Annotated in this window: 20 protein-coding genes, 1 pseudogene and 1 riboswitch; of the genes and pseudogenes, 15 read left to right on the forward strand and 6 right to left on the reverse strand. The window is 76.1% G+C overall.

The annotated features are described in order from the left end of the window. Positions 1–2 precede the first annotated feature (2 nt). Positions 3–1,277 (reverse strand): MFS transporter, encoded by a 1,275-nt coding sequence (locus tag BMW27_RS19890; protein ID WP_091447438.1) that lies wholly within the window; start codon positions 1,275–1,277, stop codon positions 3–5. A 267-nt stretch (positions 1,278–1,544) separates the two neighbouring features. Between BMW27_RS19890 and BMW27_RS19895 the strand changes: the two genes are divergently transcribed. From BMW27_RS19895 to BMW27_RS19905, 3 genes are read left to right on the forward strand one after another with little or no spacing between them, the layout of a single operon-like run. Then, positions 1,545–2,339, forward strand: a complete 795-nt coding sequence (locus tag BMW27_RS19895; protein ID WP_091447440.1) for a DeoR/GlpR family DNA-binding transcription regulator — start codon at positions 1,545–1,547, stop codon at positions 2,337–2,339. Continuing rightward, complete coding sequence (locus tag BMW27_RS19900; protein WP_091447690.1) at positions 2,336–2,713, forward strand: DUF4406 domain-containing protein; 378 nt, start codon at positions 2,336–2,338, stop codon at positions 2,711–2,713. Before BMW27_RS19895 ends, BMW27_RS19900 begins: the two co-directional genes overlap by 4 nt. Beyond that, positions 2,710–3,468, forward strand: coding sequence for an NUDIX domain-containing protein (locus tag BMW27_RS19905; protein WP_091447442.1), 759 nt, complete (start codon positions 2,710–2,712; stop codon positions 3,466–3,468). The genes BMW27_RS19900 and BMW27_RS19905 overlap by 4 nt, the downstream gene beginning before the upstream one ends. A 36-nt stretch (positions 3,469–3,504) precedes the next feature. On the opposite strand, the gene BMW27_RS19910 is transcribed toward BMW27_RS19905, so the two are convergent. Then, positions 3,505–5,505, reverse strand: a complete 2,001-nt coding sequence (locus BMW27_RS19910; protein WP_091447444.1) for an acetoacetate--CoA ligase — start codon at positions 5,503–5,505, stop codon at positions 3,505–3,507. Positions 5,506–5,670: 165 nt separating this feature from the next. Here BMW27_RS19910 and BMW27_RS19915 point away from each other — a divergent pair, with 165 nt between their 5' ends. From BMW27_RS19915 to BMW27_RS19940, 6 genes are all read left to right on the forward strand, one after another. Next, on the forward strand, positions 5,671–6,078 hold the full coding sequence (locus BMW27_RS19915) for a DUF2237 family protein (RefSeq protein WP_091447445.1): 408 nt from the start codon (positions 5,671–5,673) through the stop codon (positions 6,076–6,078). 41 nt (positions 6,079–6,119) lie between these two features. Beyond that, positions 6,120–6,617: a glutathione peroxidase gene (locus tag BMW27_RS19920; protein WP_091447447.1), complete on the forward strand. Its 498-nt coding sequence runs from the start codon at positions 6,120–6,122 to the stop codon at positions 6,615–6,617. Then, the gene (locus tag BMW27_RS19925) at positions 6,614–7,345 is read left to right on the forward strand and encodes a mycothiol-dependent nitroreductase Rv2466c family protein (RefSeq protein ID WP_091447450.1); all 732 of its coding nucleotides are present in this window, start codon (positions 6,614–6,616) and stop codon (positions 7,343–7,345) included. Before BMW27_RS19920 ends, BMW27_RS19925 begins: the two co-directional genes overlap by 4 nt. Positions 7,346–7,423: 78 nt before the next feature. Further along, on the forward strand, positions 7,424–8,518 hold the full coding sequence (locus BMW27_RS19930; RefSeq protein WP_245743746.1) for a FecCD family ABC transporter permease: 1,095 nt from the start codon (positions 7,424–7,426) through the stop codon (positions 8,516–8,518). After that, positions 8,515–9,609, forward strand: a complete 1,095-nt coding sequence (locus tag BMW27_RS19935; protein WP_091447454.1) for a FecCD family ABC transporter permease — start codon at positions 8,515–8,517, stop codon at positions 9,607–9,609. Before BMW27_RS19930 ends, BMW27_RS19935 begins: the two co-directional genes overlap by 4 nt. Beyond that, a complete protein-coding gene (locus BMW27_RS19940) occupies positions 9,606–10,418 on the forward strand; it encodes an ABC transporter ATP-binding protein (RefSeq protein WP_175486586.1) in 813 nt (270 codons plus the stop codon). The genes BMW27_RS19935 and BMW27_RS19940 overlap by 4 nt, the downstream gene beginning before the upstream one ends. 18 nt (positions 10,419–10,436) lie before the next feature. On the opposite strand, the gene BMW27_RS19945 is transcribed toward BMW27_RS19940, so the two are convergent. From BMW27_RS19945 to BMW27_RS19955, 3 genes are all read right to left on the reverse strand, one after another. After that, a complete protein-coding gene (locus BMW27_RS19945; protein ID WP_091447459.1) occupies positions 10,437–11,369 on the reverse strand; it encodes a siderophore-interacting protein in 933 nt (310 codons plus the stop codon). A 315-nt stretch (positions 11,370–11,684) separates the two neighbouring features. After that, the gene (locus tag BMW27_RS19950) at positions 11,685–12,632 is read right to left on the reverse strand and encodes an EamA family transporter (protein WP_091447463.1); all 948 of its coding nucleotides are present in this window, start codon (positions 12,630–12,632) and stop codon (positions 11,685–11,687) included. A 136-nt stretch (positions 12,633–12,768) separates the two neighbouring features. Then, complete coding sequence (locus tag BMW27_RS19955) at positions 12,769–13,173, reverse strand: VOC family protein (protein ID WP_091447466.1); 405 nt, start codon at positions 13,171–13,173, stop codon at positions 12,769–12,771. Between the two features lie 252 nt (positions 13,174–13,425). Between BMW27_RS19955 and BMW27_RS19960 the strand changes: the two genes are divergently transcribed. From BMW27_RS19960 to BMW27_RS19975, 4 genes and pseudogenes are all read left to right on the forward strand, one after another. Beyond that, positions 13,426–13,803, forward strand: coding sequence for a hypothetical protein (locus tag BMW27_RS19960; RefSeq protein ID WP_091447470.1), 378 nt, complete (start codon positions 13,426–13,428; stop codon positions 13,801–13,803). A 22-nt stretch (positions 13,804–13,825) separates the two neighbouring features. Further along, positions 13,826–14,629 (forward strand): annotated as a pseudogene (locus BMW27_RS19965) (thioesterase family protein). A gap of 87 nt (positions 14,630–14,716) precedes the next feature. Then, a complete protein-coding gene (locus BMW27_RS19970; RefSeq protein WP_091447474.1) occupies positions 14,717–15,622 on the forward strand; it encodes a mechanosensitive ion channel family protein in 906 nt (301 codons plus the stop codon). Further along, on the forward strand, positions 15,619–16,095 hold the full coding sequence (locus tag BMW27_RS19975; RefSeq protein WP_091447478.1) for an Rv3103c transmembrane domain-containing protein: 477 nt from the start codon (positions 15,619–15,621) through the stop codon (positions 16,093–16,095). The genes BMW27_RS19970 and BMW27_RS19975 overlap by 4 nt, the downstream gene beginning before the upstream one ends. A 4-nt stretch (positions 16,096–16,099) precedes the next feature. Here the strand turns inward: BMW27_RS19975 and BMW27_RS19980 are convergent, their stop codons facing one another. Beyond that, positions 16,100–17,116, reverse strand: a complete 1,017-nt coding sequence (locus tag BMW27_RS19980; RefSeq protein WP_091447482.1) for a zinc-dependent alcohol dehydrogenase family protein — start codon at positions 17,114–17,116, stop codon at positions 16,100–16,102. A 164-nt stretch (positions 17,117–17,280) separates the two neighbouring features. Then, positions 17,281–17,397, forward strand: a riboswitch (SAM riboswitch). Positions 17,398–17,440: 43 nt separating this feature from the next. Between BMW27_RS19980 and BMW27_RS19985 the strand changes: the two genes are divergently transcribed. Together BMW27_RS19985 and metX are read left to right on the forward strand one after the other, a co-directional pair. Beyond that, the gene (locus BMW27_RS19985) at positions 17,441–18,733 is read left to right on the forward strand and encodes a bifunctional o-acetylhomoserine/o-acetylserine sulfhydrylase (protein ID WP_091447486.1); all 1,293 of its coding nucleotides are present in this window, start codon (positions 17,441–17,443) and stop codon (positions 18,731–18,733) included. Position 18,734: 1 nt separating this feature from the next. Next, positions 18,735–19,850: a homoserine O-acetyltransferase MetX gene (gene metX, locus BMW27_RS19990; RefSeq protein WP_091447489.1), complete on the forward strand. Its 1,116-nt coding sequence runs from the start codon at positions 18,735–18,737 to the stop codon at positions 19,848–19,850. Positions 19,851–19,895 lie beyond the last annotated feature (45 nt).

The raw sequence follows: 19,895 nt of genomic DNA on the forward strand, positions 1-19,895 counted from the left end.
GCTCAGGCCGGGGCCGCGGCCGGCTCGGCCGCCTCGGGCTCGTCCAGCGGGTGGGCGAGCTCGTCGGCGGGCAGCCGCCACGCCAGGACGGCGACGACGGCGAGCACCGGCGGCACCAGCCCGGCCAGCAGGAACGTGCCGGTCAGGCCGAGCGTCTGGCTGACCGGACCGGCCAGCGCCATCGACAGCGGCATGAACGCCAGCGAGACGAAGAAGTCGAGACTGGACACCCGCCCCAGCAGCGCCGGGGGCACCCGCCGCTGCAGCAGCGTCCCCCAGATGACCGTGCCCGCCTCGAACGCCGCCCCGAGCAGCCCGGCCGCCGCGATCATCACCCACAGCTGCGAGGTCGCGCCGAAGACGACCAGCGGCACGCAGCCGGCGCCCCACAGCAGGTTCATCACCGTGAGGTAGCGGCGCGGCAGCCGCAGCGAGGCGACGACGGCCGACCCCAGGGCGCCGCCGATGCCGAAGGCGGCCAGCACCCAGGCGTGCTCGGCGGGCCCACCGCCGGCCCGGTCCCGGACCGCGAAGGGGACCAGGACCTCGAACGGACCCATGATCAGCAGCACCATCAGCGAGGCGAACAGCAGCGTGGCCAGCAGCCAGGGCGTGCCGACCATGTAGGCCACGCCCTCGCGGACGTCGGTCAGCAGCCCGGGGTGCTCGCCCTCGCGGCGGACCGGCAGCGTCGGCAGCGCCGCCACGCACGCGGCCGCGGCCGCCGAGGTCGACGCCGTCGCCAGCAGCGCCGCGCCCGGCGAGAGGACGGCCACCACCAGGCCGCCGACCGCGGGACCGGCGGCCATCGCCAGCGCCGGGCGGACGACGCCCTCGAGGCCGTTGGCCGCCAGCAGCTCGCCGGGCGGGACGACGCCGGGCACCAGCGCCGAGTAGGCCGGGTAGTAGAAACCCGTCGCGACCCCGCCGGCCAGGGACGCCGCGGCCAGCGGCCCGAGCGCGAGGGCGCCGGCCAGCGACAGCAGCGCCACCGACCCGACCGCTGTCGTCTGCAGCAGGGCGACGCCGAGCAGGATGCGCCGCTGCGGCACCCGGTCGGCCAGCGCGCCGCCGACCAGCGTGCTGGCCAGCATGCCGGCGGCCTGCAGCGAGGTGGCCAGGGAGAGCGCGCCGGGGCCGCCGCCGAGGTCCACGACCTGCCAGACCAGCGCCACGGTCCACATGCCCTGCGCGAACAGCGACAGGCCCATGGACGAGGCCAGCAGGCGGTAGTCCCGGGAGCGCAGGGGCGCGAGCGCGCGCGGCAGGCCGGCCATCTCCCCCTCCGTCGTCGGCGGGCACGCCGTCGGCGCCCGGACCCCCATGCTCGCGGACGGCACCGACAGCGGGCACGTGGTTATCGGGAGGAGGGCAAGGACGGTCGGGTGGCCGGCAGCACCTCGTCCACGGCGGAGCGGCGGGCCCGCAGCTGCAGCCCGTCGCGTTCCGGCGGGTGCCACGGCGGCAGCGGGACGAGCAGACGCCCGGCCACCTATCTCACAATCACTTCACATATCTCACACGACTGTGCTAAGAACGTCCCCGTGACCGACCGCCTCGACGTGACGCTCCGCCTGATCCGCAACGCCGGCCGGGCATCGCTGACCGACCTCGCGTCCCGGCTGGGCGTCTCGGAGATGACCGTGCGCCGCGACCTCGACGCCCTGCAGGCGCGCGGCCTGGTCGAGCGCGTGCGCGGCGGCGCGGTCGCCGTCGCCGAGCCGGAGAGCGCCGCCGGGTTCGCCGCGCGCGCCGGCTGGCAGGCGGGCCTCAAGGACCGGATCGGCCGGGCCGCCGCCGCGCTGGTCGAGCCGGGCGCGACCGTGCTGCTCGACGCCGGGACGACGACCGTGCACGTCGCCCGGGCGCTGGCCGACCGCGCCGCCGCGGGCGAGGGGCCGTTCACCGTCGCCGTCCTCGGCCTGCCCGTGGCCGACGCACTGGCCGACCGGCCCGGCGTCCGGCTGCTGGTCGTGGGCGGGGAGTCCCGGCCCGGCGAGCGCAGCCTGGCCGGGCCACTCACCGCCGCGGTGCTGCGGCAGCTCACCTTCGACCTGTTCGTCATGTCGATCGGGGCGGTCAGCGGCGAGGCCGGCTGGTCGGAGTTCACGCTCGAGGACGCCGCGGTCAAGCAGGTCGCCCTGCAGCAGGCCCGCAGCAGCCTCGTCGTGGCCGACGCCTCGAAGCTGGGTGTCCGCGCCTTCGCCTCGGTCGCCCCGCTGGACGCGGTCGGCCGCCTGGTCACCGACCGCAGCGCCCGCAATCCCCAGCTCACCCCTGCGGCGCAGGACACCCTCGCCGCCCTCGAGAACGCCCACGTGGAGGTGCTGTGCGCATGACCGTGCCGGAACCGTTGATGATCCTGGTCGCCGGCCCCTACCGGGGCGGCACCGGCGACGACCCCGACCTCATCGCGGGCAACCACCGGGCGATCCGGCGCGCCTGCCTGGAGCTCTTCCGGGCCGGTCACCTGGCCGTCAACGGGGAGGACCTCGCGCTCCCGCTGGCCGAGCTGGCCGGGTCGGCGCGGGTGGGCGACGCCGCGTTCGACGAGGTGTTCCACCCGATGGGACGGCGGCTGGTGGCCCGGGTCGATGCCGTCCTGCGGCTGCCCGGCGCCTCGGCCGGGTCCGACGAGATGGTCGCCCTGGCCCGCGCCCGGGGTGCCGCGGTCTACACCAGCGTCGACGAGGTGCCGGCGGTGGCGCGGTGACCGCCGTGGGCGTGCCGGGCCTCGACGTCCCCGACTCCTGGGGACGGACCGGGCTGGACCGGGTGGGCCGCGACCTCACCGGCAACCCGGACGTCGTCGTCCGCGACGTGGAGCTGCTGGCCAGTGGCTGGCACATGCTCCGGCGGACGACGTTCGACCAGCGCCGCCGCGACGGCCGGTGGACCACCGAGCGGCGGGAGACCTACGACCGCGGCAACGGCGCGACCCTGCTGCCCTACGACACCGCGCGGCGGACGGTGCTGCTCACCCGGCAGTTCCGCTTCCCCGCCTACGTCAACGGCTCGCCCGACGGGATGCTGGTCGAGGCCGCCGCCGGGCTGCTCGACGACCAGGACCCCGCCTCCGCGATCCGCCGGGAGGCCGCCGAGGAGCTCGGTGTGGCGGTGGGCGCACTGGAGCACGTGTTCGACGTCTTCATGAGCCCGGGGTCGGTGACCGAGCGGGTCTCCTTCTTCGTCGCGCCCTACACACCGGCCGACCGGGTGTCGGCCGGTGGCGGCCTCGCCGAGGAGGGCGAGGACATCGAGGTGCTCGAGCTGGACGTCGACGAAGCGCTGGTCATGGTCGACGACGGCCGCATCGCCGACGCGAAGACGATCATGCTGCTGCAGTGGGCGGTGCTGCGCGGGCCGTTCCGCTCGTGGACCGTCCCCTCGGCCCAGCCGCACCGGGCGGTGGGGCGCGTCGCCGGGACGGGCGCCGAGTGCGACGAGCTCGTGGCCGTCGAGCGCTGATCGCCACGGGTCCGTCGCACTCGGAGGGTGCGGACGTCAGCGCACCCCGCGCTCCCGGGCCAGCCGGACGTAGTGGTCGACCGCGGCGGGGTCGTCGACCGCGCCGACGTTGAGGGCCTTGGCCGGGTCGACGCCCTGGAACAGCCGCTTGAGCGGGACCTCCAGCCGCTTGCCGGTGCGGGTGTGCGGCACGGCGGGGACGACGAGCACCTCGTCGGGCACGTGGCGCGGGCTGGCCTGGCTGCGGATCGCGGCCTTGATGCGGCCGGTCAGCTCCTCGGTCAGCTCCTCGCCGTCCGCCAGCTTGACGAACAGCGGCATCCAGTAGCCGCCGTCGCGCTGCTCCACGCCGAGGACGACGCAGTCGGCGACCTCCGGGATCGACTCGACCGCGGCGTAGATGTCCGCCGTCCCCATGCGGACGCCGCCGCGGTTGAGCGTGGAGTCCGAGCGGCCGGTGATGATGCAGGTGCCGCGCTCGGTGATCTCCATCCAGTCGCCGTGCCGCCAGACGCCGGGCCAGGGCTCGAAGTAGGCCTCGCGGTAGCGGGTGCCGTCGGGGTCGTTCCAGAAGTACAGCGGCATCGTGGGCATCGGCTCGGTGATCACCAGCTCGCCGAGCTCCTCGGTGACCGGCCGGCCCTCCTCGTCCCAGGCGGCCGCGGCGACCGCGAGCATCGGCCGCTGCAGCTCGCCCGCGGTCACCGGCAGCAGCAGCGAGCTGCCGATGAAGCCGGTGGCGACGTCGGTGCCACCGGACAGCGAGCCGAGGAAGACGTCGGGCTTCACGGCGTCGTAGACCCAGGAGAAGGCCGAGGCCGGCAGCGGCGAGCCGGTGGAGCCGATGGACCGCAGCGCCGCCAGGTCGTGGGTCTCCCCCGGTCGGATGCCGGCCTTCTCGCAGGCGGTGAGGTAGCCGGCGCTGGTGCCCAGGTAGGTCATGCCGGTCCGCGCGGCGAGGGCGAACTGCGCGTCGACCGCGGGGTACGCGGGCGCCCCGTCGTACACGACGACCGTGGCACCGGACAGCAGCGCCGAGGTCGAGATGTTCCACATGATCCAGGCGGTGGAGGCGTACCAGAAGAAGCGGTCGCCGGGCCCGACGTCCATGTGCAGGCCGGCCTGCTTGCGCTGCTCGAGGACGACGCCGCCGTGGCCGTGCACGATCCCCTTGGGCAGCCCGGTGGTGCCCGACGAGTAGACGATCCACAGCGGGGCGTCGAAGGGCAGCGGCTCGAAGACCGGCTCCTGGGCGTCGGCGACCGCGTCGGCCCAGCTCATCGCACCGTCGGGCAGCTCGTCGGGGAACAGCCGGGGGACGGCGATGGTCGCGCGGACGCCGGGGAGCGCCGCCCGCAGCTCGGCGACGACGTCGCGGCGGTCGTACTCCCTGCCGTTGAACCGGTAGCCGTCGACGGCGACGAGAACGGTGGGCTCGATCTGGGCGAAGCGGTCCAGGACGCTGCGGGTGCCGAAGTCCGGCGCGCACGAGGACCACACCGCGCCCACCGCGGCGGCGCCGAGGAACGCGACGACCGCCTCGGGGACGTTGGGCAGGTAGCCGGCCACCCGGTCGCCGCGCTGCACGCCGAGCCGGCGCAGCGTGGCGGCGAAGGCCCCGACCTGTCCGCGGAGCTGCGCCCAGCTGGTCTCGACGGGCTCGGCGTCCTCGGCGACGGCGATCAGCGCGGGGCTGCCCGGGTCGACGGCGCCCTCGTCCGCGTGCCGGAGGGCCTGCTCGGCGTAGTTGACCGTCGTCCCGGGGAACCACTCGGCGCCGGGCATCCGACGGCGGGTGAGCACCCGGTCGTCGGGGACTCCGGGCAGCACGCCGGACCAGTCGGCCACCTCGGCCCAGAACTGGTCGAGGTGCTCGACCGACCACCGCCAGATCGCGTCGTAGTCCGGCGGGTCGCCGAGGTCGATCCCGCGCCGGGCGGCCACCCGGGCGGCGAACTGCGCGAGGCGGGTCGCCCGGATCGTCTCGGGGGTGGGGCTCCAGAGGACCTCGGGGCCGGTCGACGTGTCAGCGCTCACACTTCCTCCTCGCTGGCGCTCGTCGGCCGCGTCCGCGCAGCGCTGCGGTGACCCTGGTGAGCTCGCCAGCTCGCTCACAGCAGCACCTTGCCACCCCCGCTGCGGCTCCGGCGGTCCCGGGAGTCGAGGAGCGGACACCGGCGCCCCGCAGCAAGATGGACTCCCATGAGCGAGCCGGAGCGGGAAGTCGAGCGCAACGTGCTCGGCGGCCCCCTGCAGCCCTGCAGCACGGACCCGCTCACCGGCGTCTACCGCACCGGCGTCTGCAGCAGCGGTCCCGAGGACGTCGGCAGCCACACCGTGTGCGCCGTCGTCTCGGCGGAGTTCCTGGACCTGCAGCGCCGGCTGGGCAACGACCTCTCCAGCCCGCGGCCGGAGTACGGCTTCCCCGGCCTACGCCCCGGCGACCGCTGGTGCGTGGTGGCCGCGCGGTGGATGCAGGCCTACCAGGCCGGCGCCGCATCCGGCGTCGTCCTGGCCGCGACCAACGCCCGGGCGCTGGAGGTCGTGCCGCTCGAGGCGCTGCGGCAGCACGCGGTCGACGTCCCCGACGACCTGAGCGGCCTGGACTGAAGAAGGACCCCGTACCCCTCCCTACGGAAGGACCCCGCACGGTGGCCACCGACCTGCTGGACACCCCCGTGAGCACCCTCCAGGGCGAGCCGACCACCCTCCGGGCCCTGACCGGCGGCGGCGCCGCCCTGGTGGTGAACGTCGCCAGCCGGTGCGGCCTCACCCCGCAGTACACCCAGCTGGAGGCGCTGCAGCGGGAGTTCGGCGCCCGGGGCCTCACGGTCGTCGGGGTGCCGTGCAACCAGTTCGCCGGCCAGGAGCCGGGGACACCTGCGGAGATCGCCGGGTTCTGCTCGGCGACCTACGGCGTCACCTTCCCCGTGACGGAGAAGCTCGAGGTCAACGGCCCGGGTGCGCACCCGGTGTTCCGGCGGCTCACCCAGGCGCCGGACGCCTCCGGTGAGGCCGGCGACGTGCAGTGGAACTTCGAGAAGTTCCTGCTGGACCCCGACGGCGAGGTCGTGGCCCGGTTCCGCCCGATGACCCAGCCGGACGCCCCCGAGGTCCGGCACGCGATCGAGGAGGTCCTGCACCGGTGAGCAGCCCGACCCCGGACGCCGACCTGCTCTTCTGGTTCGACCCGGTCTGCCCCTTCGCCTGGATGACCAGCAGGTGGGTGCGGATGGTCGCCGAGCAGCGCCGGTACCGCGTCGAGTGGCGGCTGGTCTCGCTGCGGCTGCTCAACCGGCACGTGGACTACGACGCGCAGTTCCCGCCCGAGTACGAGGCCGGGCACACCTCCGGGCTGCACCTGCTCCGGGTCGCCGCCCGCGCCCGCGCCGAGCACGGCCCGCAGGCGCTCGACCCGCTCTACGCGACCCTGGGCCGGCACGTCTTCGAGGACCCGGCGGGGCAGCCGCCGCCCGAGCGGGCCACCAGCCGAGCGTTCCTCGAGCAGGTCCTCGCCGAGGCCGGGCTGCCGGCCGACCTCGCGGCCGCCGTCGGGGACGGGTCGTGGGACGCCGAGATCCAGGCGGAGACCGACGCCGCGCTGCAGCTCACCGGCAAGGACGTCGGGACGCCGATCCTGCAGTTCCGCCCGCCGGACGGCGCCGCGTTCTTCGGCCCGGTCATCAGCCGGCTGCCGAGCCCGCAGGACGCCGTCGCGCTGTGGGACCACGTCGTCGGCCTCGCCGCCTTCCCGGGCTTCGCCGAGCTCAAGCGCAGCCTGCGGGAGCGCCCGCAGCTGCCGGCCCTCGGGGTGCGCCCGGGCGAGGCCGGGCTGCAGGAGGACTGGCACGGGGGGAGCCGCCGCCAGCACCGCTGAGCGGGCGCGCAGCCGGCTCCGGTCGGCGCGACTAAGGTGAGGCTGGCCTATCTCGCCGTCAGCCCCCGGGAGCCGCTCGTGTCCTCGTCGACCGACGCCGCCCTGCGACGGCACGGTCCCGGAGGGCCCGGCGGGGCGGAGGGCACCGCTCCGCAACGGGGCGGCCTGCTCCAGCAGCGCCGGACGCGGCTGCTCGGCCTGCTCCTGCTGCTCGTCCTGGTGACCGTCGCCGCGACGCTGAGCATCGCGGTCGGCTCCCGCAGCATCGGCCTCGGTGCGGTCTGGCAGGCGCTCACCGACCCCGGCGTCCCGACCGAGGAGACGGTGATCGTCCGCGAGCTGCGGGTGCCGCGCACCGCGCTCGGCCTCGCGGTCGGCCTCGCCCTCGGCGTCGCCGGCGCGCTGGCCCAGGGCCACACCCGCAACCCGCTCGGGGACCCGGGCCTGCTCGGCGTGACCGCCGGGGCCTCGCTCGGCGTCGTCCTCGCCATCCACCTGCTGGGCATCGGCACGCCGGCCGGGTACGTCTGGTTCGCCTTCGCCGGCGCCCTGCTGGGCACCGTGCTCGTCTTCGCGCTCGGCTCGGCCGGCCGCGGCGGCGCCACGCCGGTCACCCTCGCGCTCGCCGGGGCGGCGCTGTCGGCGCTGTTCTACGCGCTGGTGCGGGCCGTCCTGGTCAGCGACACCGACAGCCTCGACGCCTTCCGCTTCTGGGTGGTCGGCGCGCTGGCCGGCCGCGGCGCCGACGTCGCCTGGCAGGTGGCGCCCTTCCTGCTCGCCGGCCTGCTGCTCGCCCTGGTCAACGCCCCCGCCCTCGACCTGCTCGGCCTCGGCGAGGACGTCGCCCGCGGCCTCGGTCAGCGGGTGTGGCTGGCCCGGCTGGTCGGCCTGGCGGCGGTCACCCTGCTGTGCGGCGCGGCGACCGCGGCGTGCGGGCCCATCGCCTTCGTCGGGCTGGTCGTGCCGCACGTCGTCCGCGCGTTCACCGGCCCGGCGCACCGCTGGCTGGTCCCCTGCTCGGGCCTGCTCGGCGCCGCGCTGCTGCTGCTCGCCGACGTGGTCGGCCGGGTCGTCGTCCGCCCCGGCGAGCTGCAGGTCGGCATCGTGCTCGCCCTCGTCGGAGCCCCCTTCTTCGTCGCGCTCATCCGCCGGCGCCGGCTGGCCGGTCCGTGACGCGGCTCGCGCGCCCACCGGCGGGGGTCCCCGAGCGGGTGCGGCAACCCGGGGAGACGGTCGTCCGCGTCGGGCCGGTCTCCGGCCGGGTCCGCTGGCGGCAGGTGGTCGTGGCCCTCGCCGCCGCCGTCGCCGTCCTCCTGCTCGGCGCGGTCAGCCTGGGCCGCGGCGACTTCCCGATCGGCCTGACCGACGTGCTGCGCACCCTGGTCGGGCTCGGCGAGGACACCCAGGAGTTCATCGTCCTGCAGCTGCGGGCGCCGCGGATCGTCGTCGGCGCACTCGTCGGCCTGGCCCTCGGCGTGGCCGGCGCGCTGTTCCAGACCTTCGCCCGCAACCCGCTGGCCTCCCCCGACGTCCTCGGCATCACGCAGGGCGCGTCGGCGGGCGCGGTCGCGGCCATCGTCCTCGGCGGGACGGCGGGCGGCGGCGTGCTCGGCGGCGTCGGCGTCCCGCTGGCCGCGCTGCTCGGCGCGCTGGTCACCGGGCTGCTGCTGCTCCTCCTGGCCTGGCGCCGCGGCATCGACGGGTACCGGATGGTGCTGATCGGCATCGCCCTGTGGGCGGTCGGCGCGGCCCTCGTCGACTGGCTGCTCACCCGCGCCGAGATCCACGACGCGGCGACCGCCTACGTCTGGATCACCGGCTCGCTCAACGCCCGCACCTGGGCGGAGGCGGTGCCGCTGCTGGTGGCCCTCGCCGTCCTGCTCCCCGCCGCGCTGGCCACCAGCCGCGCGCTGGCCGTCGTCCAGTTCGGCGACGACACCGCCCGCGGCCTGGGCGTGCGCCTCGTGCCCACCCAAGCGCTCGTCGTCCTCGTCGCCGTCGCGCTCACCGCCGCCGCCGTGGCGGCGGCCGGACCCATCTCCTACGTCGCGCTGGTGGTCCCCCAGGTCGCCGTCCGGCTCACCCGCGGCCCGCGGCCGCCGCTGCTGGCCTCCGGGCTGCTCGGCGCCGCGCTCGTCGTCGGCGCCGACCTGCTCACCCGCACCGTGCTCCCCCAGGCGCTGCCCGTCGGCGTGCTCACCGCCGCCGTCGGCGCGCCGTTCCTGCTCTGGCTCCTCGTCCGCGGAAGGCGATCGACGCTGTGACCAGCACTGTCCCCCGGACCGGAACGGTCCGTCTCGCCGCCGAGTCGGTCAGCCTGGCCTACGACGACCGGGTCGTCGTCCGCGAGCTGGACCTGCAGCTCACCGACGGCTCGTTCACCGCCATCGTCGGCCCCAACGGCTGCGGCAAGTCCACGCTGCTGCGGGCCCTGGGCCGGCTGCTGCGCCCCGTCGGAGGCCAGGTGCTGCTCGACGGCCGGGCGATCAGCCGGACGCCGACCCGCGAGGTCGCCCGCGTGCTCGGCCTGCTCCCGCAGACCCCGGTCGCCCCGGAGGGCCTCACCGTCGGCGACCTGGTCGCGCGCGGCCGGCACCCGCACCAGTCGTGGCTGCAGCAGTGGTCCCGCGACGACGAGGCGGCGGTCTCCGAGGCGCTGACCTGGACGGACATGGCGGACCTCGCCGACCGGCCGGTCGACGAGCTCTCCGGCGGCCAGCGGCAGCGCGCCTGGATCTCCATGGCGCTCGCCCAGGGCACCGACCTGCTGCTCCTCGACGAGCCGACGACCTACCTCGACCTGTCCCACCAGATCGACGTGCTGGAGCTGGTGGCGCGGCTGCACACCGAGCGCGGCCGCACCGTCGTCGTCGTGCTGCACGACCTCAACCTGGCCGCGCGCTACGCGCAGCGGCTGGTCGCGATGGACGACGGCAGGCTCGTCGCCTCCGGCGCGCCGGAGGAGGTGCTCACCGAGCAGCTGCTCGCCGACGCCTTCGACCTGGAGGCGCGGATCGTGCCCGACCCGGTGGCCGGGACGCCGATGGTGGTGCCGGTCCGCCGGCTGCGGTGAGGACCCCGTCCCCGGCGTTCAGCCGGCGACGCCCTGGCGCCAGTAGCCCATGAACGCCACCGACCCGCGGGGGACGCCGAGGTCGCCGACCAGGCTGCGGCGCAGCGTCCTCACCACGCCGGCCTCCCCCGCCAGCCAGGCGTAGCAGCCCGAGGCGGCGTCCGGATCCGGCACCTCCCAGAGCAGCTCATCGTCGACCTCCTCGGGCGGGGCGGCCGGCGTCGAGGCGGTCCCCAGCGCGCACAGCGCGGCGTGCACGGCCGGCACCAGCCGCGACCCGCGAGCAGCGCCGTCCCGCGGCAGCCAGCGCAGCGTCGCCCGCGCCGGCAGCGCGACGTCCATCGCGTCGCCGGCCTCCGGCACCTCCAGCAGCGCGGTCACCGCACGCGGGCCGCCGCCGGGAGGACCGAGGGACTCGAGGATCGCGCACACGGCGGGAACGGCGGTCTCGTCGCCGGCCAGCAGCAACGTGCGCGCGGCCGGCGGTGGCGCCCACTCCACGCCCCACGGACGTCCGGCACCGGGGCGGTCGGGGCCGAGCAGCACGATCCGGTCGCCGGGCACCGCCGCAGCCGCCCAGCTCGCGGCCGGGCCGGCGTGCCCGTTGTCGACCCCGTGCAGGACGACGTCGACGTCGAGCTCGGCGCGCTCGGGCCGGAGCGCCCGCACGGTGTAGGTGCGGATGACCGGGCGCTGCTCCTCGGGAAGAGCGCAGTACGCGGGGTACCAGTCCTGGCCGCGGTCGCGCAGCCGGTCCAGACCGGCGTCGTCGCGGGGGAGCACCAGCTTGAAGCGCTGGTCGCAGCCGGCCGCTCCGAACCCGGCGAGCTCCGGCCCGGTGAGCGTCAGCCGCACGAAGCTGGGGCCCAGCCGGCGGACCTCGGCGACCGAGGCGTCGAAGAACCGCCAGGCGGGGGCGGCGGCGACCTCCGGCTGGGCGGTGAGCGTCATGCGTCCCCCCGTTCCGGCCCACCCTCGTGGCAGCCGACTTAGGCAAGCCTAACCTGAGCGCCTCGACCTGGGGAACACCCCCGTCCGACCGGGGGAGACCCGTTGCACCGCGGACCCCCCACCTGGCCGGCGCCACCGTTCCCCCGGCCGCGCGCAGGAGCACCCGTGGGAGTACGTCGGCATGGACCGCACCGCCCCGGCCGGGTACGTGACCGAGCTGGCCGACTGGCCCACCGAGGCCCGGGGGGTGACCTGAGAGGACCCCCTGCCCCCCGCCACTCGCGAGCTCGCGGCGGGACCCTGCAGGGGAGCCGCTCAGGCGGGCGCGAGGGCCGGCTCGGGCGCGGGCGCGGGACGGCGCGTCGTCCGGGCGGTCTGCGCCAGCCCGATCCCCACGAGGACGACGGCCCCGCCGAGCACCTGCCACCCCGACAGCACCTGCTCCACCCACAGCCAGGCGACGCCCGAGGCCAGCACGGGCTCCACCGTGGCGACCAGCCCGGCCGTCGTCGGCGGCAGGTGCCGCAGCGCCGCGAGCGACAGCCAGAACGGCACCACCGCACCGAGCACGGCGATCCAGCAGACCAGCACCCACAGCGGCACCTCGAGGGAGCCGAGCGACACCGGCACGGGGGCACCCAGCACCGAAGGGTCGAACGGCCAGAACGGCGCGGCGAGCGCCCAGAACAGCGCGGCCGCGACGAAGGTCCAGCAGGTCAGCGTCACCGGGTCGCGGGTGCTCGCGCCCCGCTCCCCCATCAGGTAGTAGGTGGCCAGGCACAGCGCCGCCCCGAGGGCCGCGGCCACGCCGCCAGCGTCGAGCGAGCCGCCGCCGCGCCAGACCTCGGCCACCAGGACCAGCCCGGACAGCGACAGCCCCAGCGCGGCCCACAGCCGGCGGCGGACCCGCTCCCCGCGCACCAGCCACACGTAGAGCGCGATGAGGACCGGCGCGGTCATCTCGAAGACCAGCGCGATGCCGACCGGCAGCCGGCCGATCGCGACGTAGTAGAGGTACTGGGTCAGCGCGACGCCCACCACGCCGAACGCCGCGAGGAAGGGCACCTCCCGCCAGGACACCCGCAGCCGCCCCGGTGCGACGACGGCCAGGACGGCGACCAGGACGACCGCGGCCCCGCCGCAGCGCAGGGCGGTCAGCCAGGGCGCGGGGACGCCCGCCTGGAGGGCCAGCGTGGAGACCGTGCCGTTGAGGGCGAACAGGCCCGCCGCCGCGATGGTCAGGGTGTAGCCGAGCCGGGGCACACAGCCGACGGTAGCGACCGTCCCCCTCCGAGCCCCCTACCGGGGGGAGGTCACCCTGCTCCGCGGCGGGATCGCCGGTCTCGCACGGTCCGCACCCCGGGCGCGTGCGAGGTCGGCGATCCCGCCGGGAGCGGGGTCACTGCACGGCGGCGGGGTCCATCCAGACGACCTCCCAGACGTGGCCGTCGGGGTCGGTGAAGCTGACGCCGTACATGAACCCGTGGTCCTGCGCCGGCTGCCACGGCCGCCCACCGGAGGCCAGCGCCCGCGCCAGCAGGTCGTCGGCCTCCTGGCGGCTCTCGGCCGACAGCGCGTTGAGCACGGTGGTCGCCTTCGCGGGGTCGCCGATCTCGACGCCGTCCGGGACGAAGTCGGCGAACCGGTCGCGGGTCAGCAGCATGACCACGATGTTGTCCGCGACGACGACCGACGCCGTCCGCTCGTCGGAGAGCTGCTCGTTGAAGCCGAGGCCCAGGCCGCCGTAGAAGGCCTTGGCCGCGGCCAGGTCGCTCACGGGCAGGTTGACGAAGATCCAGCGCACGGCGTGCCTCCCGGCGTCGCGGGGGCCCGGTCGACCCCGTCGCAGGTACGACGGGGCCGGCGGGCCGAACTCATCGGCCGCCGTCGGGGACCCGGGCGCCCGCGTCGGCGATCGGCGATCCCACGTCGCGCTGCGCGGCGATCGCGAGGACGGCCGGGTGCCGTGTGCCCACCGCCCGAGCCGGGCACACACGGCGGACGAGGTGCTCGCCCCGACGGGACGGCGGCACCGCGACGGGAGGAGCACCGGACCGTGAGCGAGCCGCGTCCGCCCTGGTCAGCGCGCCGGCGGAAGCTGCTGCTGTGGCTGGCGGTGGGCGCCGTCCTCGGTGGTCTGGGCGCCGTCGGCCTGCCCGGCGAGCTCGGGGTGACGGCGGCGTTCCTGGGCGTCCTGTGCGCCTTCCTCCTGGTGGTCGCCCTGGTGGTGTTCGTCACCGTCCCGGGGCCGGACACCCTGGGCACGCTGCTGCGCACCGCACCGCTGGCCGGTGCGGTGCTCGTGGTCGCCGTCCTGCTGGTGCTGTCCAACCCGACCGGGTCGTCACTGCGCTGGCTGTGGGTGGCCGCCGCGGTCGCCGCCGCGGCGTGGACGGCGTTCGCCGTCTGGGAGACCCGCCGCTCCGGCGGCTGACCACGGCGGCAGACTGCCCGACGTGACCGCCGGCCTGCCCACCGCCCTCTACCTCCCCGACGGCGACGGCTTCCTCGCCACCGACCTGACCATCGGGCCGTGGGACCCGGGGCTGCAGCACGCCGGGCCGGTCGCGGCGCTGCTGGCCCGGGAGGCCGAACGGGTCACCGGGATCCCCGACGGGCAGACCGTGCGGCTGGCCTTCGACATCCTCGCGCCGGTGCCGGTGGGCCCGGTGCAGGTCACCGCCCGGCTGCTGCGGCCGGGACGTCGGATCGAACTGGTGGAGGCGGTGCTCACCGCGGGGTCCTCCCCCGCCCGCCCCACGCGGCCGCTGGTGCGGCTGACCGCCTGGCGGATGCGCACCTCCCCCGTCGAGGGGACGCCGGGGGCCGGCGTCCCGCTGCCCGGGCCGGAGCAGAGCCGCCCGGAGACGGCGGCCTTCTTCACCACCGACGTCGCCTACCACCGGGCGCTGGACTGGCGCTTCGCGCACGGCTCCTTCAACGCCCCCGGGCCGGCCGCCGCGTGGACCCGGCCGCTGTGCACCCTGGTCGAGGGCGAGCCGATCAGCCCGCTGCAGCACCTGCTGGTGATGACCGACGCGGCCAGCGGCATCTCCGCCGTCCTGGACTGACGGCGGGCCACCTTCGCCAACGTCGACCTCACCGTCGCCCTGGTGCGGCCCCCGACCGGGGAGTGGCTCGCCGCGGACGCCACCACCACGGTCGGACCCTCCGGCGCCGGGCAGTGCTTCGCCGACCTGTACGACGTCGCCGGCCGCATCGGCCGCTCCGCGCAGGCGCTGTTCGTCGCGCCGCGCTGACCCGGCCGGGACCGGGTCGGCACCGGTTCGTCACCGGTTCGGGGCCGGGTTGGCGCCGCCGACGTCCGCCGTGGAGGCTGGGGAGCGATGGAACCGCTGGACACGCTGCTGACCTGGCTCGCCGGGCGCGGGCTGGAGATCGTGCTGCTCATCCTGGGGTCGGTGCTGCTGGCCCGGTTCGTCGCCTGGGTCGGCGAGAAGATCACCGACCGCATCGACGCCCGCGCCACCGGCGGCGACGCCCTGGTGCGCTCGGAGGCCGCCAAGCACCGGCACTCGCTCACCCAGGTGATCACCTGGACGCTGGTCGTGCTGATCTACGCGGTGGCGGTCTTCGCCGTGCTGGACCGGGCCGGCATCCCGATCGGCGGGCTGGTCGCGCCGGCGACGGTGCTCGGTGTCGGGCTCGGCTTCGGCGCCCAGCGGATCGTCGGCGACGTGCTGGCCGGCTTCTTCATCATCACCGAGCGGCAGTACGGCTTCGGGGACGTCGTGTCCATCCAGGTGGTCGGCGGGGTCGAGCCCGCCGAGGGCACGATCGAGGACGTCACGCTGCGGGTCACCCGGCTGCGGTCGGCCAACGGCGAGGTCGTCACGCTGCCGAACGGGCAGATCGTCAAGGTCACCAACCTGTCCCGCGACTGGGCCCGCGCCGTCGTCGACGTGCCGGTCCCGACGACCGTGGACGTCAACCGGGTCAACGAGATCCTCAAGGACGTCGGCGCGGAGGCCTTCCGGGACCAGCGGCTGCGCCCGCTGCTGCTCGACCCGCCCAGCGTGATGGGCGTGGAGACGATCGACCTGGAGCAGGTGAACGTCCGCATGGTGGCGCGCACCCTGCCCGGCAAGCAGTTCGAGGTCGGCCGCGACCTGCGCGCCCGCGTCGTCCTGGCGTTCCGGCGGGAGGGCCTCAACGTCCCGTCGCCGACGGCGGCCCCGCCGGCCGGTGAGCTGACCGCCTCCGCCCCCTCCTCCGCAGACGGTGTGCGGTGACCACCCCGGAGACCAACGGGCCCGGCGAGCCGACCGGCCGGGTGTCGGTGAGCACCGCGCCGCCGCCCGCTCCCCGCCGCTGGTGGTCGGCGGTGCCCCACCACCTCGGCCGCGCCCGCACCTCGACCGTCGTCCTGGCGCTGCTGTTCGTCGGCGTCTACACGCTCTACCTGCACGTCCGGCCGCCGGACCCGGTCGTCGCACCCGCGCAGGAGCCGACGGTGCAGACACGGGTGACTCCCGCCCCGGCGGAGCCGGCGGAGACCGCCGAGCCCACCCCGTCGGCCCCGACGTCGGCGCCGACGACCGCCGACACCGCCACGCCACCTGCAGGGACGACCGGCGGGGAGGCCCCGGCGGAGTCCGCGGGGCCGGCCCCGACCCCGTCCCCGGAGCAGACGGCGCCGGCGCCCCCGACCGCCGCGCCCACCGCGACCGCGGTGCCGACGGTGCCCGGCGCGCCCGGCACCTGACCGGTCAGAAGCGGGTGACCACCGCGATGCCCGGGTCGCGGCCCACCGCGGCGATGGCGGCGCCGGCCTCGTCGAGGGCGAGCTGCCGGGTGACCAGCGCCTGCGGCCGCAGCCGGCCGGCGGCGATCAACCCGAGCACGGCGGGATAGCTGTGGGCGGCCATGCCGTGGCTGCCCAGCACCTGCAGCTCCCGGGCGACGACGAGGTCCATCGGCACCGCCGGGCGGCCCTGCGCCGGCGGCAGCAGCCCGACCTGCACGTGCCGGCCCCGTGGCCGCAGGCACCTGATCGAGTTCTCGCAGGTGACGGCCGCACCGAAGGCGTCGAGCGAGACGTGCGCGCCGCCGGCGGTCAGCTCGGGAATCGCGGCCGGTTCCGCCACGGTGTGCTCGGCGCCGAGGTCGGCGGCCAGCCGCAGCGCCGCCGGCGAGACGTCGACGGCGACCACCCGGGCGCCGGCGGCCACCGCGACCTGCACCGCCGAGAGCCCCACCCCGCCGCAGCCGTGCACGGCCACCCACTCACCGGGCCGCACCCTCGCCACCTGGACGACCGCGCGGAAGGCGGTGGCGAAGCGGCAGCCGAGACCGGCGGCGGTGGCGGCGTCGAGTCCGTCGGGGAGCGCGACGAGGTTGACGTCGGCGGCGTCGAGCGCGACGTACTCGGCCATCGAGCCCCAGTGCGTGAAGCCGGGCTGGGTCTGGCGGGTGCAGACCTGGTGCTCGCCGGCGGCGCACTGGGTGCAGCGGCCGCAGGCGTTGACGAACGGGACGGTCACGCGGTCGCCCACCCGCCAGCGCCGGACGTCCGCCCCGACGGCGGCCACCGTGCCGGCCAGCTCGTGCCCGGGCACGTGCGGCAGGACGACGTCGGGGTCGTGGCCCTGCCAGGCGTGCCAGTCGCTGCGGCAGACGCCGCTGGCGCCCACCCGGACGACGACGCCGCCGGGCGCCGGGCCGGGCGCGGGGACCTCCCGCACGGTCAGCGGGCCGCCGTAGGTGTCGAACACGAGTGCGCGCACCCCGGCAGCCTCTCCCACGCCGCTCCCCGGGCTGCCGGCGTGTCCGCGCTGACCGCCCCGCCCCGACGCCCGGGATCCCGTCGTCCGGCGGGGAGGCGTGCCGGCGTCCACCACCTGGGACGCACTGTTCCGCGCAGGACGGCGGCCTGCCTAGGATCACGCTGGCTCACGAGAGGCAGTGACAAGCACCTGGCTGGCTGCCCGGCAACCTCTACTCCGTCTGAGGTGCTCCCAGGGGAAGAGCCGGCCGGACGGCGCCCGCCGCCCGGCAAGGACGGAGCTCTCGCGCGCCGCGGGTCCTCCGCGAGCGAGAGGAGACGGCGCATGAGCGACCCGCAGAGCTGGAGCTTCGAGACCCGGCAGATCCACGCCGGCACCAGCCCCGATCCCACGACCGGCGCCCGCGCCCTGCCGATCTACGCGACCACGGCCTACCAGTTCCGCGACAGCCAGCACGCCGCCGACCTGTTCGCGCTGGCCGAGATGGGCAACATCTACACCCGGATCATGAACCCGACGCAGGACGCGCTCGAGCAGCGCGTGGCCTCGCTGGAGGGTGGCGTGGCGGCGCTGGCGGTCGCCAGCGGGCAGTCCGCCACGACGCTGGCGATGCTCAACGTCGCCGAGGCCGGCGACCACGTCGTCGCCTCCGCCTCGCTGTACGGCGGCACCTACAACCTGCTGCACCACTCGCTGCCCAAGCTCGGCGTCACCGTCTCCTTCGTCGAGGACCCCGACGACCCGGAGAACTGGCAGTCGCTGGTGCGGGACGACACCCGGGCGTTCTTCGGGGAGTCGATCGGCAACCCGAAGGGCGACGTCCTCGACATCGAGACCGTCGCCGGCGTCGCCCACCGCAACGGCGTGCCGCTGATCGTGGACAACACCATCGCGACGCCGTACCTGATCCGGCCGCTGGAGTCCGGCGCGGACGTCGTCGTCCACTCCGCCACCAAGTACCTGGGCGGGCACGGCACGGTCATCGCCGGGGTGATCGTCGACGGCGGGACGTTCGACTGGACCGGCGGCAGGCACCCCATGTTCACCACGCCCGACCCGACGTACCACGGCGTGGTGTACGCCGACCTGGGTGCGCCGGCGTTCGCGCTCAAGGCCCGGGTGCAGCTGCTGCGCGACCTCGGCCCGGCCGTCTCGCCGTTCAACGCGTTCCTCGTCGTCCAGGGCATCGAGACGCTGTCGCTGCGGATGGAGCGGCACGTGCAGAACGCGCAGCGGGTGGCCGAGTTCCTCGAGGCCCACGACGAGGTGGACCGGGTCAACTACCCGGGCCTGCCCTCCTCCCCCTGGCACGCCGCCCAGCAGAGGTACGCGCCCCGCGGCGCCGGCGCGGTGCTCACCTTCGAGCTGCACGGCGGTCGCGAGGCCGGTCAGCGGTTCGTCGAGGCGCTGGAGCTGCACAGCCACGTGGCCAACATCGGCGACGTGCGCAGCCTGGTCATCCACCCGGCCTCGACGACGCACTCGCAGCTGACCCCCGAGGAGCAGCTGACCACCGGTGTCACGCCGGGCCTGGTGCGGCTGGCCGTCGGCCTCGAGGGCATCGAGGACATCCTCGCCGACCTGGAGTCCGGCTTCCGCGCCGCGAAGGGGGCCTGAGGTGGGCGGGGTCCGGGTTCCCTCCTGGGCCCCGCCCCGGCTCGGGGGCTGGCGCGAGGGGGACCCGGTCGGCGACCGGCGCTTCCTCCACCTGCCCGGGCCGCTGCGGCTGGAGCGCGGCGGCGAGCTCCCGGCGGTGCGGGTGGCCTACGAGACGTGGGGGACGCTCGCGCCCGGCGGCGGCAACGCCGTCCTCGTCGAGCACGCGCTGACCGGCGACAGCCACGTCGCCGGCCCCGCGGGCCCCGGGCACCCGACGCCGGGCTGGTGGGACGAGCTGGTCGGCCCTGGAGCGCCGCTGGACACCGACCGGCTGTTCGTCGTCTGCGCCAACGTCCTGGGCGGCTGCCAGGGGACGACGGGGCCGTCCTCGGCCGCGCCCGACGGGAGCCCGTACGGCTCGCGGTTCCCCGACATAACGGTGGCCGACCAGGTGCGGGTCGAGGCCGCGCTCGCCGACGCGCTGGGCATCCCCCGGTGGGCGGCGGTCCTCGGCGGGTCGATGGGCGGCATGCGGGCGCTGGAGTGGGCGGTGGCGCTGCCCGACCGGGTGGAGCGGCTGCTGTTCCTCGCCTCCGGCGCCGCGGCCACCGCCGACCAGATCGGCACCCAGACCACCCAGCAGGCCGCGATCCGCGCCGATCCCGCGTGGGCCGGCGGGGACCACCCGCCCGGCGCGGGGCCGGTGGCCGGGCTGGGCGTCGCCCGCCGGATCGCGCACCTCACCTACCGCAGCGGCCTGGAGCTCGACGCCCGGTTCGGCACCGCGGTGCAGGACGACGGCCGGTACGCCGTCGCCTCCTACCTCGACCACCACGCCGACAAGCTGGCCCGCCGGTTCGACGCCGGCAGCTACGTGGTGCTCACCGAGGTCATGAACTCCTGGGACGTCGGCCGCGGTCGCGGCGGGGTCCGGGCGGCGCTGGACCGGGTCACCGCGCGGACCGTCGTCGCCGGTGTCGACACCGACCGGCTGTACCCGCTCGCACTGCAGCAGCAGGTGGCCGACGACCTCGGCGTCCCGCTGCAGGTGATCACCTCGCCGTACGGGCACGACGGCTTCCTCATCGAGGCCGACGCCGTCGGCGCGCTGGTCCGGGACCTGCTGGCCTCGTGACCCCGCCGCCGCGCGCACCCCGGCGCCCGTCGACCCCTCCCGTGG

The organism is Geodermatophilus poikilotrophus (genome assembly GCF_900111455.1).
GTDB lineage: Bacteria > Actinomycetota > Actinomycetes > Mycobacteriales > Geodermatophilaceae > Geodermatophilus > Geodermatophilus poikilotrophus.

Excerpts from the sequence above, each read along its gene's own strand:
- BMW27_RS19945 (WP_091447459.1), bottom strand. The coding sequence starts at position 11,369 with ATGACGCTCACCGCCCAGCCGGAGGTCGCCGCCGCCCCCGCCTGGCGG.
- BMW27_RS19970 (WP_091447474.1), top strand. The coding sequence starts at position 14,717 with ATGGAACCGCTGGACACGCTGCTGACCTGGCTCGCCGGGCGCGGGCTG.
- BMW27_RS19900 (WP_091447690.1), top strand. The coding sequence starts at position 2,336 with ATGACCGTGCCGGAACCGTTGATGATCCTGGTCGCCGGCCCCTACCGG.
- BMW27_RS19985 (WP_091447486.1), top strand. The coding sequence starts at position 17,441 with ATGAGCGACCCGCAGAGCTGGAGCTTCGAGACCCGGCAGATCCACGCC.
- BMW27_RS19890 (WP_091447438.1), bottom strand. The coding sequence starts at position 1,277 with ATGGCCGGCCTGCCGCGCGCGCTCGCGCCCCTGCGCTCCCGGGACTAC.
- BMW27_RS19915 (WP_091447445.1), top strand. The coding sequence starts at position 5,671 with ATGAGCGAGCCGGAGCGGGAAGTCGAGCGCAACGTGCTCGGCGGCCCC.